The sequence below is a fragment of the Paenibacillus barcinonensis genome (genome assembly GCF_003217495.1).
GTDB lineage: Bacteria > Bacillota > Bacilli > Paenibacillales > Paenibacillaceae > Paenibacillus > Paenibacillus barcinonensis.
The window spans coordinates 438,757-456,007 of the sequence record NZ_QJSW01000001.1 but is presented as its reverse complement, the minus strand read 5'-3'; the positions used below and the strand labels follow the sequence as shown (position 1 = coordinate 456,007).

The window sequence follows — 17,251 nt, the reverse complement described above, 5'->3', positions numbered from 1 at the left end:
TTTATGGACTACATCGATATTGAAAAGGATTTAATACCGTACAGGTTTGATATCTCGCTTGATGATGAGATGTTTACTTTTGAAGTGCATTACAATGAACAATTCGATTACTTTACCGTGGATCTGGAGAAGGACGAAGAAGTCCTGGTCACAGGTGAAAAATTGGTCTACGGGACGACTCTTTTCTATGACGTGGTAGACAAACGTTTCCCGAGGGTGCCGATCGTTCCATACGATCAATCCGAGACGGAACATACAGTGAACTGGCGGACGCTCTCAGAGAGCGTCTTTTTATATTTGATCGAAGGTGATGAGGATGAAGAATAACTTTGGCCGTGTGGTCGAAGTCATGACCGAGGGCATGAAATTCAGCATGGACAAGTACAACATCGAGGGCGTGATTCCATTTGATAATGACCCGTTACCAAATGAGGCAGAAATCAAGATCTGGAACCTCTCGAATACAACGTTGAATAATATCAAAGCCGGAAAAGTCTTGATGGTCAATGCCGGATACAAAGGCGATATCGGGGTTATCTTGCATGGCTATATATCTGATGTACGTACAGCTTGGTCAGGCGTGGACAAGATTACAACGATTCGTGTCCTTGACGGTGTGGATCTGTCCAAACGTGTGGTCAAGGAAATAGCATATGCGAAGAACACGCTGGGTAGTGCGATCATCAAACAAATGGCAACGTACATTGGCCTGCCTATTGCTCAAATGGATCTGAATCAGGATTACAGATACCAGGACGGATACAGCGCCAAGGGTGCGGTTACAGAGATCATATCTAAAGTGTGTAAGGATTGCGGTACAAGCTGCTATATCAACAAAGGCAAGCTGTATATCCGGAGCCTTCGTCGTGGGGCAGATGAATTGTTCAAGCTCAATTCAGACACTGGACTAATCGGTTCTCCTGCTGCTTTTGAACAGAGTGGTTCCAAAGGATACAATCTTTCGTCTCAGCTTCAGTACCGGATTACAACTGCTTCGGCTATTGATTTAAAAAGCCGTGTCTTCTCTGGCCGTCTTCATGTACGGAGCGGGTCCCATACCTTCACACGAACCGGTGATTATAAAACGGAAATGGAGGCGGTCATATGAGTAAAGTAGATCCGGCAGCGGCGATGGCGAAGTTGTTGCAATCGCTGATTGACAAGGCTATGGCGGATATCCATTGTGGCACGCCGTGTAAAGTAATCAAGTTTGATGAGGGTACATGTACAGCGGATGTACAGCCTTTGATTCGGACGACTTCGGATGATCCGGCCATGATTCTTAACGTTCAGGCGTTGGGCCATAGATACAAGGTTGATGGCGTGGAAAAGGAATATAAGCCATCTCTTCATCCGGGGGATGTTGTTATGGTGCAATTTGCTGATAATGAAATCCGGAACGCTATGACAGGTTCGGTTGCTTCTCCGGATACAGCCCGAACGCATGACCGTAATGATGCTGTTATTGTGGGGGTGTTTGGATGCAGTCTCTCAAGCTAATCGATGGGGATATCCAGTTTGATGATTTAGGCGAGTTACTGTTGGTGGAAGAAACCGAAGAGTTGGCCCAGTGCTGTGAAATATCCTTGGGAACCAGGACAGGAGAATGGTTCCTGAATCCGGACTTGGGGATTGATTTTGATCTATTCACCGGAAAAACTGTGAATGAAGAGGAAATGCGGGATGAGTTGAACCGTGCACTCCTGGATGATGATCGTATTGAGAGCGTGGAGGAAATCACGTTCAGCATTGACCTGAAGGCTAGGGTTATGACGGTTTCGTTTTTAGCTATCGGAACCAACGGCGAAGTTGTAGAGCAGGAGGGGGTGGAAATCGGTGTTGGATGAAACGGGATTTAAGCGCAAGCGCTTTGCTGATCTGTTCGAGGAAATGGAGGACAAAGCGAAGGAAGCATGGGGCGAAAAAGTGAATACGTCTGAGAAATCGCCGCTGGGTATTATCCTGCGGCTTTTTGCTTGGTTCTTATCTATCGTCCATGCCCTTGCTGAAAAAGTGTATTACAGCGGATACGTAAACACGGCTGAAGGTAACAGTTTGGACCGTCTGGGGCCATATGTGGGCGTTTCTCGGGTGCTGGACCAATACGCTACAGGTACCGTGACATTGACAGGAACGCCGGGATACACACAGACGGAAGGCTTCCTAATTGCTACAGAGGGAGATGTCCAGTTTGAGACACTTGATCCTGCTGTGTTTGACTCTACAGGCAAAGCGATTGTAGCCATTGAAGCGTTAGAGTCAGGCACAGGTAGCAACGTGGCTGCGGGACTCATTTCCGTTATCGTCAATCCCAACCCAGATGTCACGGCAGTAACCAACGTAGTGGCCACATCTGGTGGACGAGCCAAGCAAACCGACCCAGAGTTTCGGGAACTGTTCGGGCTGTCTGTTGCTGGTGGTGGATCAGCTACAGGCGATAGCATAAGAGGGGCTATCCTGCGTGTGGCTGGTGTACGTGCTGCGGCTGTCATTATTAATAGTTCCAAGGATGTTGATTCAGCCGGAAGGCCTCCGAAGTCCTATCAGTCCTATGTACTTGGCGGTGAAGATGTTGATATTGCAACGGCCATTCATGGTGTGGGATCAGCCGGAATAGAGTCCTATGGTGATACAACCGTAGTTTTAAAGGATCTGAGCGGGAACGAACAACCAGTTTCATTTTCCCGTGCTGAGGTGGTACCGATCCATATCAAGGTCCATATCTATAAAACGGCATCTTACCCGGCTGACGGTAACGCACAGGTGGTTTCGGCTCTCGCGCAGTTCATAGGCGGGACAGATTCAGACGGGACCGTGTACGCGGGGCTGAGCATGAACGATGACGTTATCTTGATGCGCCTTGTGTCAACCATTTACAAGATTGCTGGGGTCGAGGATGTATCCTTGGAACTGTCTCAGGATGGAACGACATTCACGGCGGCAAATATCCCTATCGAAGTATTCCAGGTGGCACAAACTGCAGCTGATTGGATCGAGGTGGTCACAAATGATTTCAGCAGCTGATTTAATCCGTAAATTGACCGATGTATACGTAAAAAATCCAGACAGCAACATTGGTAAGTTGCTACGGATCGTAAGTGAGCCAATCAATGATTTAAAACAGGGATTCGAAAAGATTGAGCAGTGGCGTGACATTGACCAAGCGAAGGGAACAACGCTGGATCTGATCGGTGGAAACGTGGGCCAGAAGCGAGGCGCGGCTTCAGACGATGTGTACCGGATCATGATCAAATCCAAAATAGCCCGGAACCTAAGTAAAGGTGATGTTAATACGATTATTCGAGTTATCGCCTTGGCCGTGGGTGCCAGTTACTCGGATATCAAAATTACTCAGAAGTTCCATGACCCACTTGATCCGGAACCGGCAGCAATATCCTTGATGCGTCTTCCGCTTGAGCGTTTGGCTTCTTCCGGAATAGAACTGAACCAATTCGTTCAGATCATATCCAAGACGGTAGCGGCCGGGGTTAGTGTCCAGAGCATCGAGTTACAGGGAACGTTTGAATTCGGAGGGCTTCCGGAATCCTTTGACTCGGCGGCGGGATTCGGTGATATCAACGATGATACAATTGGTGGTGGTCTTGGGGCCGTATACCAAGCAGGCACGGATACAGATCTGCCAATATAGAAAGGGGGCCACACCGTGGCATTTGAAAGGAAATTGCCCGAATGGCACGCTACTGGCGTTGAGCCATCGGAAACACAAAAGCAGACAGGTTTTCTTCCCGGTATGAAACCACCAGCCCAATGGTTCAACTGGTTTATGAACTGGATGTACCTTGCCCTGAAGGAGTTTCAAGAGAAGGCAGTAGAAAAAAGTTATGTCGATTCCATTGCCGAGGAATTGCGTGAGGAAATTGGTGAGGCGGACATACCGGATGCATCCCTTATAGTAAAAGGTAAGGTCCAACTATCAAACAAGATTGACGGAGAATCTGAAGAACTAGCGGTTACGGAAAAGGCGCTCAATGACGTAAGAAAAACAATTTCAAAACGAAACATTTGGGGGTCGATTGAATAATGACCATTAAACTTATTGAAGCGGCGTCGACTACAAGTGCAAGCTATCCTTACGAAGTTCCAACAGGAAAATATTCATTGATTAAGTCATTGGTTATTTGTAACTTGTCGGGAACCGAGAATTCGACCGTTTCAGTGCACTTAGGTGGTACTTACCTAGTGTATTCCTATGCATTGAAAGGAGGAGATTCTTTAATTATTGAAGACTTAGAATTGTTCTTGTTGGCAGGAGAGAGGATACTAATACAACATAACGGGGTTACTTCGTTTCGAATTTCAGTCACCGTAGAAGAAAAGGACTATGACGCAAGTAATTTTCCGTATAAGAAAGTTAACGGGCTTGCAACAGGCGGATCACCTTTTGTAATTCAAGATGACGGATCTGATTGGATAATCAAGGCTATGTACATTATAAACCCTAATCCAACTGACTTACTTTTTGCGTTTTATGGTCAATTCGTTTTGATTAATAATAAAAAGTTAGGACCTAGTAAATCTTTAATTATTCCTAAGTCTAATATCATGATGACAAAGGGAAGAACTTATACTTTCTCGGGAAATAAAAATTGTTATATCGGCTTGATTTTAGAAAAGGTGGTGCAATAATTTATGTTAATCGGAAGTAAGGTATATTACGCATTAAGTTCAGGCAATGTAATTCAAATCACGCCAGAATTTGCTGGTAACGTTACTGAAACGACAAAGGAACAAGATTTCGAATTGTATAAAGCGTTGGCTGAGACAATTCCTGCAAGCGTAGGCATGATCCAACTTGAATACGGGGCATTTACCTTTGATCGATTCAAAGGCGGCCAAATTGTCAGTATTGACCTTGATACAAAGGAACCATTATGGAAATATCCAGTAGAACCAGGAACGGAAACAAGCCCTCCAACGGTTTCATTGGAAAGCCAAATCAATAATTTGAATCAAAGGCTGGCAGAATCAGACGCGCGTAATGAAAAGCTGGCAGAAGAAAACACACTCAATCAAATTGCGCTGATGGAGCTGCATGCTTTATTCCTGTCAACGCTCCCGGATGAAGGCAATGCGGAATAAGTTTGCTTGGATGCTGATCCGGCTGGCAAGCAAACTTATGAAGGGGGGTGAAAATATGTTGGCTGTATACGTGGCTATGATTCATAAAGGTGTAATCACAATTGACGATGTACCTATTGCTGGCGGCAATCGTGACAAAGTGAAAGCGGCTCTCGAAGCTACTGGAATGGACCAAAACGGCAATATTGCGTAACAAGCGTTCCGGAATCGGAGCGCTATTTTTATGCCCTCTGATCAACTGGAGGGCATTATTTAATCCAGTTGAAATGTGGTGAACGCATGCCTTTACTTGATAGTTATTTATTAGACAATTACTTGATTGACGGACCTAATCCGGATAAACCTTGGGAATTGATTGCTTCGGGAACTGTTACTTCTACAACTGGTACAGGGACTCCCGTTTTTAACTTTGACACTCAAGTTCAATTTGGAACTGCTTATAGAGTGTTCGTTGTTTACTCATTTGGAAAAGTTCCAAAATCGATACTTTTGAAGCGAAACGGTAACACAGAAGGAGTGTTTTCTTCGTTTATACGTAATCCTTACGGAAGTCCATTAGTTACAATGAAGAGCACTTATTGCATTGCTACCGGGGATTGGTATGTAAGGGACTCTGGATTCCTATTACCTGTCCTCGACGCGTTCGGGTCTTATACTTGGGAAGCTTACGGATAAAAATATTATGCAGCATATTTATTTATGCCCTCTGGAGTGGTCAGGGGGCTTTTTCATATTACAGAGAGAAGAGGGAACGGCATGAACGAGGGGATAGCTAATGTCATTAAAATGGTGTCCGCAGCTTTGGGGGCTGGCGCGGGATACCTCTTTGGAGGATGGGATATTTTGATACATTTACTTTTGATTTTGGTTGTTGTGGATTGGTTAACGGGATGGGCAGCGGCTTGGATTAAACATGAGCTGCGTAGCCGGGTTGGTTTTGAAGGTATTGCAAGAAAGGCAGCTATCTTCTTGATAGTAACGATTTCCCATTATATTGATGCTGCATGGGGAAGTACCGGATACATCCAGGATGCAGTAGTGTTTTTCTATATTGCTAATGAGCTATTGTCTGTTATTGAGAATGCTGGCCGTATGGGGTTGCCTATGCCGGATGCGTTGCGAAATGCTGTGAAGATATTTGAATCGAAGTCTTCTGTGCCAGTTAATCCAAATCTACCAGATCCACCGCAGGATGATACAACAACACAAAACCCAGCAGTTTAATGAAAAATGAGAGGAATGACGACTAATGTATAAAGTGTGGATAGATGCAGGCCATGGCGGTAAAGACCCTGGAGCTGTGGCGAACGGCATTCAGGAAAAGGATATTGCACTGAAGGTATCTCTCGGTATCAAGGATCGTTTGGAAGCGGACTATGAGAATGTTCAGGTGCTATTTTCCAGATCCGCGGACGTATTCTTGGAATTGAAGGACCGGACAAGCAAAGCCAATGCTGCTGGTGCTGACATCCTGGTATCCATCCATTGCAATGCTGGCGGGGGCAAGGGCGGCTTCGAGACGTTCAGGTATACATCTGCATCCCAAGGTAGTATCAAGCTACAGGAAGCCTTACACAAGGCGATCATGGGCAAGGTGGGCGGAATCGACCGAGGTCAGAAGGCGCAGAACTTGCACATGGTCCGTGAATCCAAGATGCCTGCCGTATTGACGGAAAATCTGTTTGTTGATGTTGCGGCCGATGCGAATCGTCTCAAACAAACCAGTGTGATCAATGCAATCATTGATGGTCACGTACAGGGGATTGCTTCATACCTGGGACTGAAAAAGATAACAAAGGAGGACAAGCCAGTGACACAGGAGAGAGACATTAATCAACCAAGCAAGTGGGCTGAGTCGGCATGGACTGATTTAACATCCAAAGGATACTTCGATGGCAGCAGACCGGGAGCGCCAATTACGCGCGAGGAAATGGCGATAGTCCTGAATCGTTTGCTTAACAACATTGCTCAGAAATAATTCCCAACTTGTTGGGAAACAAATAAAGACCCTATCAGCACGCAACTGGTAGGGTCCTAAGTTATTTGAACAGCTTCTTTATAACTGAGAAGATATCGAATGTCGTTTTTCTATAAACCTTGTTATATACTGCTTTCTTCGGGTTCCGGAGCCATCCATAACCGCGAGGCATTTTCAGTCCGGATCGGTGTATGATTTGTCGTTTAATACTGGTCCTGGCTGATAGCCGCTTCTTAATGCTGGGCTTCCGGAATCCGAATTTCATTTTAGTGTACCTCCAATTATTTTCCGTTTATTGCATTGGTCATTTGTTCCTCATTTGACTTCACGCTTTCGCTATCTGGGGTTTCTGCTCCACGATAGACATACTTTGTATTCTGATAGAAATCTTGAGCATACTTTTTCATTGCCTGAGCTTCGTCTGCTTGACGCTCTACTACAACTGATTGAAAGATATTGCTTAACATATACTCAGCGTTTGTGCTGTCTTTCAAGTATTCGCCTGATGTGAACGCTTCGATAATATGAGTCTGAAAGTTCTTCAATTCCTCAGAAGAGGGTTTATATGCTCTGGCTAACACTTCCGCAGCATCTGCTTTTTCAGTTTCGGATTGATCAGTAGCCGCTAAATCCTTAATGGATGATTCCCAATTAACAGCGGGTTGTTCTGCTTTTTCCTCAGCAGAAACTTCAGTGCTGTTTTGATCGGCACTTTCAGTTCCACACGCAGTTAGGGTGGTTGCCAACAATAGCGAGGATAACAATAAAACAACTTTCTTCAAGGTGATTCCTCCAATATATGTATGATAAAACTAGTCTATCAGACCTAGGAAAATGTTGCTATATCTAATTCCATAATTTCCTGATATTTCAGTTGCTTAAAGAACACTTGTTCGCATATAATACAAACAAACATACGTTCTTATCAATTGGAGGGATATTCTATGGGTAAACGACTTGAAGGCAATGGGATCTATGAAAGTTCACGTATGATTATGCCTGAGCACAGAGAGGCAATGTTACAACAAGAGAAGGAACAACAACGTAAAGGAAAACCAATTTTGGATGAGCAAGCTATCGAAGAAATCGTTCGTACTTTAGCTGAATCTTACCATGAAAAAACGACGGTGGATCTGGTTGTGTTTAGCCCGTTTGACGACGAACATTATAGTGGAGTTGTAATTGGTATTAATCAAAGCAGAGGTAAAGTCAACCTGTTGTTAGAAGATGGCGAAAAGGAAATTACGATTGCGGAAATAATCTCTGCAAACCTCTAAATTTGTATGTTTTTGGCTATGTAATTGCCACTTCTTCCAGTATAATTAAAGTATAACTTTAATTGATCTGTGAAGGAGAAATGCACCATGTGGGAGCCAACGAGGTTCTTACTTTTTTCAACACTTGAGACAATGTCCGCTTTCGCTCTAATGCTTGCTATCTTTAGAATAAAGGTCAGAAAATACATATGGCCTGGATTATTTATGAGTCTACTCATAAACTTTCAAAGTTATTTGATGCGTGAAGAGGCTTCTATGTCCGCCTTGGCTCCTGCACTAAGCACAATCCTTTTTATACTACTTATCACTACTGTGGTAAAAGTTCCTGTAATGTGGTCTTCGATAATCGCTATCGTAGGTACATTCAGTTACACCGTAGTACAAACTGTTATTCTATTTTCATTCTTTAGAGGCGTAGATACCTCAACATTAGCTACTTCTGTTGAAGGGGCTGCTCTCCAAGCAGCAACGAGTGTTGTGGCTATAGGGGTAACGTATTTCCTGTTGAAATTCAAAATTGGATTTACAGCTGACTTCGAAAAATTCAGATTTAAATGGGAACATATCGGAGTGGCCGCATTTATTGTTTTTTCATTGATGGCTTCCACGGTCATGTTTTATCTAGATAATATGTTGCTGGTGATCGCTCATATGGCTTTGGCTGTTGGGTTGTTTCTTTACTATGCTATACGGAAAGAGAGAGATGAATATTGATAGAGGCTGCCGCTTGGCGGATCGCCAAACATATTAAGGCTGTTGTCCCGAACCACCCAGCTCCAATTGAGAATTTGAACCACTCGCTTATTATTTCAATAAACTTCTTTACCGTAATAGGACTAGCTGTACTCGGCGCATTATTTACTGGTCACGGAAAAGATGCGGCTGTAATGTTGTTGGCCTTTGCTGTGTTACGACAACTTACTGGTGGTTTGCATTTGGAATCAAGTACATGGTGTGCGGTCGCCACTGCCGGCACGGCAACATTGTTGTCCTTGGTGACTTTAGATCAATTAACTACAACTGTATTAACTGTAATCGGTCTATTATGTGTGATGGTTTTTGCCCCAGCAGGAATTGAGGATCAAACTATAATTCCTGAGCGATATTATCCGATATTAAAAGTAGTGGGGATGTTTATAATTGCTTCTAATTTCTGGGTAGGATCTTCGTTCGCAGCCATCGCTTACTTCGCTCAAGGAATTATGCTTGCAGCATATGTATTATTTAAAGGGGGTGAAAAACTAAAATGAAAACTAAAATCTACTCTGCTGTAGCAACCGCACTTTCTGCTTTGGCTGTGATCTCTGTAATGCCAGCAAGCTTGGCGTGGGTATCCAATCCGAAACCCCCAAAAAATTTGCTTAATAAATAGGAGTGGTGAAATGTTATCTGTAACAACCAGCCAGGACGGTGGGAAAATTGAAGACATCCATATCGAGAACATATTCTATATGGCATGGGAGGGAACGATTGATCGTTCAATTATTTATTCCACCGAAGGCACCTATTATCTACCAGGACCAGTGAAGTACTGGTTGAATGCAATCAACAACATGGGGTATAAATTTCTTCACGTAGACAGAGCGACTATTATTAACACGGAAAATGTGGTCTCCGTGAACTCAATATATAAAGAAGCATACTTTGAAAGTGAAATTACCAAGCGCTCAGTTCGTTGCGAAATAGTCAACCATAGATATAAAAGTTTTATGGAGGAGCTTACCGTGATGAATCCGAGAGTTGTGTTGACATAAGGGCCGCTAACGCGGTTCTTTTTTTACGACAAATGCAGGTGAAACGTGTCGAATATTGTTGAATCGTAGGACGAACTCGGAGATACCAATTATGGTTTACAAGAGGCTAATAATGGGATTTAATAGAGGTAGGGGGAGTGAGAATAACTGGATTTATAGAGAGGTTGTTGGATAATCTTTACCTAGGGTAAACTTTCTACCGGGGAGGGGCTTACGCCTCCGCCGTTCGCCTAGTCGTCCCATTCATGCAATTCCTCCATAGTACACCGGAGTATTCTTGCTGCATGGGCTGCATTTTGATACGAGAAGTACTTCTTTCCAGAAATAACCTGAGATATGAACCCTTCAGTCAGGTTCAGTTCTCTAGCAAGATCAGTCTGTTTGATCTTACGTTTGGCTAAGAGGTACGGCAAACGGCTTCTCCCCGGTACAGGGTTCATCCATTTACACCTCATATGCCTAAATTATTCCACTTGTTATTATAGGCGCTAAAATAATGAATGTACAATGGGTCACGCGAAATGTTTATTAGCTGCTCCATATTGTAAAAATAGGGATTATAACTTAAAATGAGAACATAAGTTCTTGTTCCGGACAACGAAGAGAAGGGGTGCGAAATATGTATGTGTTGAACGTGACTGCGGTTGATAAGAATACATTTAGTCTGTCAGAGGCGAGAGATAGAAAAGGGATGACTATTGCGGAAGCTTCAAACGCATTAAACATAAGTGCGGAGGAACTAGTTACATACGAACGGGACTCATCAGAAATGGGATTTAAATTGGCAATAAAAATGGGAGAGTTATACAGTCTTCCTCTACATAAAATGGACTTCTCTGAATAGTTCAATGATATTTCGCATAAAAAAAAGCAGGGAATTTCTCCTGCTTTTTTTCTTACGCAATTTCCCCACGCTTCACCCACAAAGAGGGTGATACAGCATGACACATATTGAAACACAATGATACATAAAAAAATTAAGAAACGCTGACGCATCAATAAAAATGAGACAATATGACACATTCTGAAACCGATTGCAACAGCCTATTGATTATCGCACCGATAAATATGTTTGATGTGCGAATGAACTCTCATCATGTTCACATAAACGACAAAATCCAGTATGATGATATAAGTAAATACCGATTGACAGATAATAAAACCGTATTTTGGAAACTTACGTCATTTTAAAAATGAAACGGTTTACAAAAGAGGTTAGGTGCACTTCGGCACTGATATGACTCTGAATGATTCTTGATTTCGCTTATTAAAGGAGAGATGTAATATGACAGCTACCAAAGGTCTGGAAGGCATCGTTGCAACAACCTCTTCGATCAGCTCTATTGTAGACGGTGTGCTTACGTACCGTGGATACAACATTGATGATTTGGCTGAACATGCGAGTTTTGAAGAAGTTGCTTATCTGCTGTGGTTTGGCAAATTGCCAACAGCTGATGAATTGAAGTCACTTCGTAAAAGCCTGAGCGATTACGCGCCAATTCCGAGCGAGTTAATTGCACAGATTAAATTGTATCCGAAAAACATCAGCACAATGGCAGCTCTTCGTTCTGCAGTATCTGCTCTCGCGCTCTATGATGAGCAAGCGGATGAGATGACAACGGAAGCAAACGAAAACAAAGCGGTCAAGCTGCAAGCGCAGTTGCCTACAATTGTGGCGGCAATCTCACGCATTCGTAAGGGACAAGAGCCTGTAGCGCCGAAAGAAGGCGCTTCCATTGCGGAGAATTTCTTATACATGATGACAGGGGAAGAGCCGTCAGAAACTGCGGTGAAAGCACTGGATCAGGCGCTCGTTCTGCATGCGGATCACGAGCTGAATGCTTCGACCTTTGCAGCTCGCGTTACGGTTGCAACTCTGTCTGACATCTATTCCGGCGTTACTTCTGCAATTGGTGCACTCAAAGGGCCGCTGCACGGAGGTGCGAACGAAGCGGTGATGAAAATGCTGAACGAAATCGGCACACCGGAGCGTCTGGAAGCGGCAATTCAGGAGAAGCTGAACAACCGCGAGAAAATTATGGGCTTCGGACACCGCGTCTATAAAAACGGTGACCCGCGTGCGAAACATCTCCAGAAGATGTCGAGAGAGCTCGGCGAGATGAACAACGATACACGCTTGTACGATATGTCTGTGAAGATTGAAGAAATCGTAACAGGTCAAAAGGGCTTGAAGCCTAATGTTGATTTCTATTCTGCTTCGGTCTATACCCAGTTGAAGATTGATCAGGAATTGTTCACACCAATCTTTGCAATCAGCCGTGTGTCTGGTTGGACAGCGCACATCCTTGAACAGCTTGCGGACAACCGTATCATTCGTCCGCGTGCAGAGTACACAGGCCCGACAGATCAAAAGTACGTGGCTATTGATCTTCGCTAAACGACAGCAAAAACAGTATAATCATATAGATGAGGTGAAGGGCTTGCGTGTACGAGGCGGTGAAGCCTTGTAACAACAGCCCTTCCTTCCTGCAAAAATGTGGTATGCTTCATACTGTGAAACCAAAACTTAGGAGGAATTGTAATTATGAAATTGGAAAAATTTGCACTCCCAACTGAAGGCGAAAAAATTCAAATTGATAACGGTACACTTCAAGTACCTAATAATCCAATCATTCCATTCATCGAAGGTGACGGTACAGGCCGTGACATCTGGAAAGCAGCTGTACGCGTTCTGGATGCAGCGGTTGAGAAAGCATATAACGGTACCAAAAAAATTGCTTGGTATGAAGTGTTTGCTGGTGAAAAAGCATTTAATACATACGGTGAGTGGTTGCCGAATGATACACTTGAGGCAATTCGTGAGTACATCGTAGCCATTAAAGGACCACTGACTACACCAATCGGCGGCGGAATTCGTTCCCTGAACGTGGCACTGCGTCAAGAGCTTGACCTGTACACTTGCCTGCGTCCTGTTCGTTATTTCGACGGTGTACCTTCCCCGGTTAAACGTCCTGAGCTGGTAGATATGGTTATCTTCCGTGAGAACACTGAGGACATCTATGCAGGGATCGAGTACGCTGAAGGTTCGGAAGAAGTGAAAAAAGTAATCCAGTTCCTGCAGCAGGAGATGGGTGTTAACAAAATCCGTTTCCCTGAAACATCTGGTATCGGGATCAAGCCTGTGTCTGAGGAAGGTTCGAAACGTCTGGTTCGTGCAGCGGTACAATACGCTGTTGACCACAACCGCAAGACCGTTACGCTGGTACACAAAGGTAATATCATGAAATTCACGGAAGGTGCCTTCAAAAACTGGGGTTACGAAGTAGCTGAAGCTGAATTTGGTGACAAAGTGTTCACTTGGGCACAATATGATGTTATCAAAGAAAAAGAAGGTACAGATGCAGCCAATGCAGCTCAAAAAGCAGCTGAAGATGCTGGCAAAATCATCGTAAAAGATGCGATTGCTGATATCGCTCTGCAACAAGTGTTGACTCGTCCGGGTGAGTTCGATGTCATTGCAACGCTGAACCTGAATGGTGACTACTTGTCCGACGCGCTTGCAGCACAGGTTGGCGGAATTGGTATCGCACCAGGGGCGAACATCAACTACGTAACTGGACATGCCATCTTCGAAGCAACACACGGTACTGCACCGAAATATGCGGATAAAGACGTCGTGAACCCTGGTTCCGTTATTCTGTCCGGCGTAATGTTGCTTGAGCACCTGGGCTGGCAAGAAGCGGCTAACCTGATCTACAAAGGGATGGAAACATCCATCAACAATAAAACAGTAACTTATGACTTTGCTCGTCTGATGGATGGCGCAACTGAAGTGAAATGTTCCGAATTCGCTAACCAAATCATTAACAACCTGTAACAATACCTTAAGGGGAGATGTGAATCGTGACTATTCAGCGCAAAAAAATCACAGTTGTCGGTGCCGGTTTTACCGGTGCTACGACTGCACTGATGCTTGCCCAAAAGGAGCTTGGGGACGTTGTACTGGTTGATATTCCTCAACTGGAGAACCCGACCAAAGGCAAAGCGCTCGATATGATGGAGGCCAGCCCAGTGCAAGGTTTCGACAGCCATATCGTGGGAACTTCCAACTATGAAGATACAGCTGGTTCGGAGATTGTCATTATCACCGCTGGAATTGCCCGCAAGCCGGGTATGAGCCGTGATGATCTGGTGAATACGAACGCAGGCATTGTGAAGTCCGTGTGTGAAAATGTGAAAAAATATTGCCCTGATTCCATTGTCATTATTCTGAGCAACCCCGTAGATGCAATGACGTATGCGGCATACCAGACACTCGGTTTTCCGAAAAATCGCGTGATTGGGCAGTCGGGTGTTCTCGACACCGCGCGTTACTGCACGTTCATTGCGCAGGAGTTGAATGTATCGGTAGAGGACGTTCGCGGTTTTGTGCTTGGCGGTCATGGTGACGATATGGTACCACTCGTTCGTTATTCGAGCGTGGGTGGCATCCCGATTGATACCCTGATCCCGGCAGATCGCATTGAGGCGATTGTGCAACGCACCCGTGTAGGTGGTGGTGAGATTGTAAACCTGCTGGGCAACGGCAGTGCTTACTACGCTCCGGCAGCTTCACTGGTTCAGATGACCGAAGCCATTTTGAAGGATAAAAAACGCATTATTCCAGTCATCGCTTATCTTGAAGGTGAGTATGGGTATAATGATCTGTTCCTCGGTGTGCCAACTATTTTGGGTGGTAACGGCATTGAGAAAATCTTTGAACTGGAGCTGACTGCGGAAGAAAAAGCAGCGCTTGATACATCTGCCAATTCAGTACGCAATGTCATTTCCATTGTTAATCTTTAAGTTTGAAGACTTTTTGAACAGAGAAAATGAGAAAACCTCCGTAAACGCGGAGGTTTTCTTTTCATTGGATAAGTTCCCCAGTATAATAAGATGTGATATACAGCACACCGAAAATGTTGAGGAGGATGAAAATTTTGACAATGATTATGTATCTGCTCCATATCGTCGGAGCGCTGGCTATGGGATTCTATCTGATCCTGCCATTTGCGGTTGGTAAAATTCGCACATTAAGTGCGGCAGCGCAGGAGGGAGCATTTGCGTCACTTCGTACGTTGAACAAAATTGCACAATATGCACTCGTTATTCAGCTTCTGACAGGCGGTTATCTGATGACTAAAGGGAATTACTCTCATATGTGGATGGCTGTTGTTGTTGTACTGCTTCTCGCTATTGCAGCGATTGGTGGAATTATGGGGAAACCGTTGCGTCTGGCAGCAGAGGGTGCCAAAAACAATCAGGATGTTGCGCCACATCAAGGCAAAATTCGCATGTTCAGCACCTTACTCGCTATATTCCTGTTGATTATGGTGTATCTGATGGTGGAAAGAACTATCTTTTAATTAAGCTTTGAAGTGATTATAAAGCGTTTGCAACTGGGCTGAATGATCCGCATGCTCGCCATCCTGCAGACCAGTATAAACAAAACAGACAGCCGATATGGCTGTCTGTTTTGCGTACGGGACTAGGGGCTACACGGCATTAACAGCGTAAACGCTTACCGCATTGCGACCCTGCCGTTTCGCCTCATACAAGGCATGATCTGCGTCACGCAGCAAGGATTCGAGGGTATCCGAGTTGCTGCCCGACTGGGCGATACCGAAGCTGGACGTCAGGATCACGGGCTGGCCTTCTACATCAAGAGGTTCGCCTAACAGTGAGGTTCGTAGTTGTTCTGCCTGAGCATGTGCTTCATGAAGTGTCATATTCGGCAGGGCAATCACAAACTCCTCCCCCCCGTAACGGGCAAATAACATTTCGCTGCTCAAGTAACGATTACATACAGATACGACGTGAATAATGGCCTGATCCCCGATATCATGTCCATATGTATCATTAATGCGTTTAAAATGGTCAATATCAAACAAGATAAAGGAGATCGGCTGCTGATTGAGCTGAGCCTCGTTCAGTAGCTCTCTGCCTTTGTACAGGAATTGAGTACGATTGTATATCTTGGTCAGCCCGTCAAAATAAGCGAGCTGCTTCAGCTGCTCTTCCAGGAAGCGTTGCTCCGTGATGTTGATCAGCATAATGAGTATGCCTACAGCCTCAGGGCTTTTATTGAAAACATACGATGTCCTGACCTGGTAACAGACGGTTTCATCATTTAATTGCCAATATAGGTCCGTTTGCAGTCCTTCTCTGCCATATTCAACGGGAAAGGTTTCTCCTGCCAGCTCAAGCCATATGTCATTCAAAGGTCGTCCAACCATCGTGGTTTGAATCTCAGGCAGCAGATGCTGCAGCGATCGGTTGAAATCAACGAGACGGTAGGAACTGTCCAGCACGATAACGCCTTCACGCATGCTTTCAAAAATACTTTCTTTCGCAATTGGAACAATGGTCAACAGACGAGAGGACAGAATGGCCCAGATATACATCGCAGATGTGACACACATTAGCACAGGAACAGGGTCTAGACCAAACGGGGTCAGGCCGAGCAAGTACACAAATGCGGCAATCATCGGAATAACTTGGGAAGCTATTAGTGTAAGCAGCTGCCGACGATACATTTTCTTCGTGTGGCGCCATTGGCTCATTAAGATAAGACCAGCAAACAATAAACAAGAGAAGGTAAACGCACCGTGCACAACGTACCATTGACCAAAATCTATGGCCATAATTGGGACTTTGCTGTCCTCAAGTAACCAAACTCTTTTGTAATAAAGGTGATGCCAATCATTCGTAGTGACCATAAATACGGTAATGGAAGGAATGATGAACAAGGCAGATGTCAGCCCTTTGGATAACTTTTTGCCAGTGTACCGGATCATCAGAAGCAGACCGAGTGGAGCAGAGACAGGCATGCCAATATACTGGATAATATTCCAGAATTTCATCTGTTCCAACGTATTGCTGGCCAAGCCAATCGCGTATCCAAAGGTGTAGACGGACAGGGAAGCGGTGTACAGAATAAAAAGGCGGGCGCTTGGAAAATGAGCTCTTCTGAAAAAAGTATACATACACAGAAACAAATTCAGCACTGCTGACGTGGTTACGAGTGTAATGTATGAATTGATATGCGATTCCATATTCAGGTCTCCATGTCCAATAAATTAGTATCATCCTTGAGATGAATGCATTAGCACTCTAGCCGTATGACTGAATCATCATCTGGG

The 17,251-nt window shown here is 44.5% G+C and carries 23 protein-coding genes; 20 read left to right on the top strand and 3 right to left on the bottom strand.

Going from position 1 to position 17,251, the window contains the following annotated elements:
* Window positions 1-3 precede the first annotated feature (3 nt).
* The 12 genes from DFQ00_RS02135 to DFQ00_RS02075 all read left to right on the top strand — a co-directional run bounded on the left by DFQ00_RS02135 (window position 4) and on the right by DFQ00_RS02075 (window position 7,078).
* The gene (locus DFQ00_RS02135; RefSeq protein ID WP_110893655.1) at window positions 4-327 is read left to right on the top strand and encodes a phage baseplate plug family protein; all 324 of its coding nucleotides are present in this window, start codon (window positions 4-6) and stop codon (window positions 325-327) included.
* Window positions 317-1,108 (top strand): phage protein, encoded by a 792-nt coding sequence (locus DFQ00_RS02130; RefSeq protein WP_110893653.1) that lies wholly within the window; start codon window positions 317-319, stop codon window positions 1,106-1,108. Before DFQ00_RS02135 ends, DFQ00_RS02130 begins: the two co-directional genes overlap by 11 nt.
* The gene (locus DFQ00_RS02125) at window positions 1,105-1,500 is read left to right on the top strand and encodes a Gp138 family membrane-puncturing spike protein (protein WP_110893651.1); all 396 of its coding nucleotides are present in this window, start codon (window positions 1,105-1,107) and stop codon (window positions 1,498-1,500) included. Before DFQ00_RS02130 ends, DFQ00_RS02125 begins: the two co-directional genes overlap by 4 nt.
* A complete protein-coding gene (locus DFQ00_RS02120) occupies window positions 1,482-1,847 on the top strand; it encodes a contractile injection system sheath initiator (RefSeq protein ID WP_110893649.1) in 366 nt (121 codons plus the stop codon). Before DFQ00_RS02125 ends, DFQ00_RS02120 begins: the two co-directional genes overlap by 19 nt.
* The gene (locus DFQ00_RS02115) at window positions 1,837-3,024 is read left to right on the top strand and encodes a baseplate J/gp47 family protein (protein WP_110893647.1); all 1,188 of its coding nucleotides are present in this window, start codon (window positions 1,837-1,839) and stop codon (window positions 3,022-3,024) included. The genes DFQ00_RS02120 and DFQ00_RS02115 overlap by 11 nt, the downstream gene beginning before the upstream one ends.
* Window positions 3,008-3,649, top strand: coding sequence for a hypothetical protein (locus DFQ00_RS02110; RefSeq protein WP_110893645.1), 642 nt, complete (start codon window positions 3,008-3,010; stop codon window positions 3,647-3,649). Before DFQ00_RS02115 ends, DFQ00_RS02110 begins: the two co-directional genes overlap by 17 nt.
* A 15-nt stretch (window positions 3,650-3,664) precedes the next feature.
* Complete coding sequence (locus tag DFQ00_RS02105) at window positions 3,665-4,042, top strand: tail fiber protein (protein WP_110893643.1); 378 nt, start codon at window positions 3,665-3,667, stop codon at window positions 4,040-4,042.
* Complete coding sequence (locus DFQ00_RS02100; RefSeq protein WP_110893641.1) at window positions 4,042-4,647, top strand: hypothetical protein; 606 nt, start codon at window positions 4,042-4,044, stop codon at window positions 4,645-4,647. Before DFQ00_RS02105 ends, DFQ00_RS02100 begins: the two co-directional genes overlap by 1 nt.
* A 3-nt stretch (window positions 4,648-4,650) precedes the next feature.
* Window positions 4,651-5,100 carry a hypothetical protein gene (locus DFQ00_RS02095; RefSeq protein WP_110893639.1) on the top strand — a complete coding sequence of 150 codons (450 nt, stop codon included), beginning with the start codon at window positions 4,651-4,653 and terminating at the stop codon, window positions 5,098-5,100.
* Between the two features lie 55 nt (window positions 5,101-5,155).
* Window positions 5,156-5,293, top strand: coding sequence for a hypothetical protein (locus tag DFQ00_RS28955; protein WP_167433570.1), 138 nt, complete (start codon window positions 5,156-5,158; stop codon window positions 5,291-5,293).
* Between the two features lie 563 nt (window positions 5,294-5,856).
* Window positions 5,857-6,324 (top strand): phage holin family protein, encoded by a 468-nt coding sequence (locus DFQ00_RS02080; protein ID WP_110893633.1) that lies wholly within the window; start codon window positions 5,857-5,859, stop codon window positions 6,322-6,324.
* A gap of 25 nt (window positions 6,325-6,349) precedes the next feature.
* Window positions 6,350-7,078 carry an N-acetylmuramoyl-L-alanine amidase gene (locus DFQ00_RS02075; protein ID WP_110893630.1) on the top strand — a complete coding sequence of 243 codons (729 nt, stop codon included), beginning with the start codon at window positions 6,350-6,352 and terminating at the stop codon, window positions 7,076-7,078.
* A 281-nt stretch (window positions 7,079-7,359) separates the two neighbouring features.
* Here the strand turns inward: DFQ00_RS02075 and DFQ00_RS02065 are convergent, their stop codons facing one another.
* Window positions 7,360-7,860 carry a hypothetical protein gene (locus DFQ00_RS02065; protein WP_110893628.1) on the bottom strand — a complete coding sequence of 167 codons (501 nt, stop codon included), beginning with the start codon at window positions 7,858-7,860 and terminating at the stop codon, window positions 7,360-7,362.
* 162 nt (window positions 7,861-8,022) lie between these two features.
* Here DFQ00_RS02065 and DFQ00_RS02060 point away from each other — a divergent pair, with 162 nt between their 5' ends.
* From DFQ00_RS02060 to DFQ00_RS02040, 4 genes are all read left to right on the top strand, one after another.
* The gene (locus DFQ00_RS02060; protein ID WP_110893626.1) at window positions 8,023-8,355 is read left to right on the top strand and encodes a YolD-like family protein; all 333 of its coding nucleotides are present in this window, start codon (window positions 8,023-8,025) and stop codon (window positions 8,353-8,355) included.
* 87 nt (window positions 8,356-8,442) lie between these two features.
* Complete coding sequence (locus DFQ00_RS02055) at window positions 8,443-9,069, top strand: hypothetical protein (RefSeq protein ID WP_174812266.1); 627 nt, start codon at window positions 8,443-8,445, stop codon at window positions 9,067-9,069.
* Complete coding sequence (locus tag DFQ00_RS02050; RefSeq protein ID WP_167433569.1) at window positions 9,066-9,605, top strand: accessory gene regulator B family protein; 540 nt, start codon at window positions 9,066-9,068, stop codon at window positions 9,603-9,605. The genes DFQ00_RS02055 and DFQ00_RS02050 overlap by 4 nt, the downstream gene beginning before the upstream one ends.
* 132 nt (window positions 9,606-9,737) lie before the next feature.
* A complete protein-coding gene (locus tag DFQ00_RS02040) occupies window positions 9,738-10,109 on the top strand; it encodes a hypothetical protein (RefSeq protein WP_110893619.1) in 372 nt (123 codons plus the stop codon).
* Between the two features lie 230 nt (window positions 10,110-10,339).
* Here the strand turns inward: DFQ00_RS02040 and DFQ00_RS30290 are convergent, their stop codons facing one another.
* Window positions 10,340-10,549, bottom strand: a complete 210-nt coding sequence (locus DFQ00_RS30290; protein WP_167433568.1) for a helix-turn-helix domain-containing protein — start codon at window positions 10,547-10,549, stop codon at window positions 10,340-10,342.
* A gap of 845 nt (window positions 10,550-11,394) precedes the next feature.
* On the opposite strand from DFQ00_RS30290, the gene citZ reads away from it, so the two are divergent.
* The 4 genes from citZ to DFQ00_RS02010 all read left to right on the top strand — a co-directional run bounded on the left by citZ (window position 11,395) and on the right by DFQ00_RS02010 (window position 15,475).
* Complete coding sequence (gene citZ, locus DFQ00_RS02025) at window positions 11,395-12,507, top strand: citrate synthase (protein ID WP_110893613.1); 1,113 nt, start codon at window positions 11,395-11,397, stop codon at window positions 12,505-12,507.
* 147 nt (window positions 12,508-12,654) lie between these two features.
* On the top strand, window positions 12,655-13,947 hold the full coding sequence (gene icd, locus DFQ00_RS02020) for an NADP-dependent isocitrate dehydrogenase (RefSeq protein WP_110893612.1): 1,293 nt from the start codon (window positions 12,655-12,657) through the stop codon (window positions 13,945-13,947).
* Between the two features lie 26 nt (window positions 13,948-13,973).
* Complete coding sequence (mdh, locus tag DFQ00_RS02015) at window positions 13,974-14,915, top strand: malate dehydrogenase (protein ID WP_110893610.1); 942 nt, start codon at window positions 13,974-13,976, stop codon at window positions 14,913-14,915.
* Between the two features lie 134 nt (window positions 14,916-15,049).
* Window positions 15,050-15,475, top strand: a complete 426-nt coding sequence (locus tag DFQ00_RS02010; protein WP_110893608.1) for a hypothetical protein — start codon at window positions 15,050-15,052, stop codon at window positions 15,473-15,475.
* 129 nt (window positions 15,476-15,604) lie between these two features.
* On the opposite strand, the gene DFQ00_RS02005 is transcribed toward DFQ00_RS02010, so the two are convergent.
* The gene (locus DFQ00_RS02005; protein ID WP_110893606.1) at window positions 15,605-17,164 is read right to left on the bottom strand and encodes a histidine kinase N-terminal 7TM domain-containing diguanylate cyclase; all 1,560 of its coding nucleotides are present in this window, start codon (window positions 17,162-17,164) and stop codon (window positions 15,605-15,607) included.
* Window positions 17,165-17,251 lie beyond the last annotated feature (87 nt).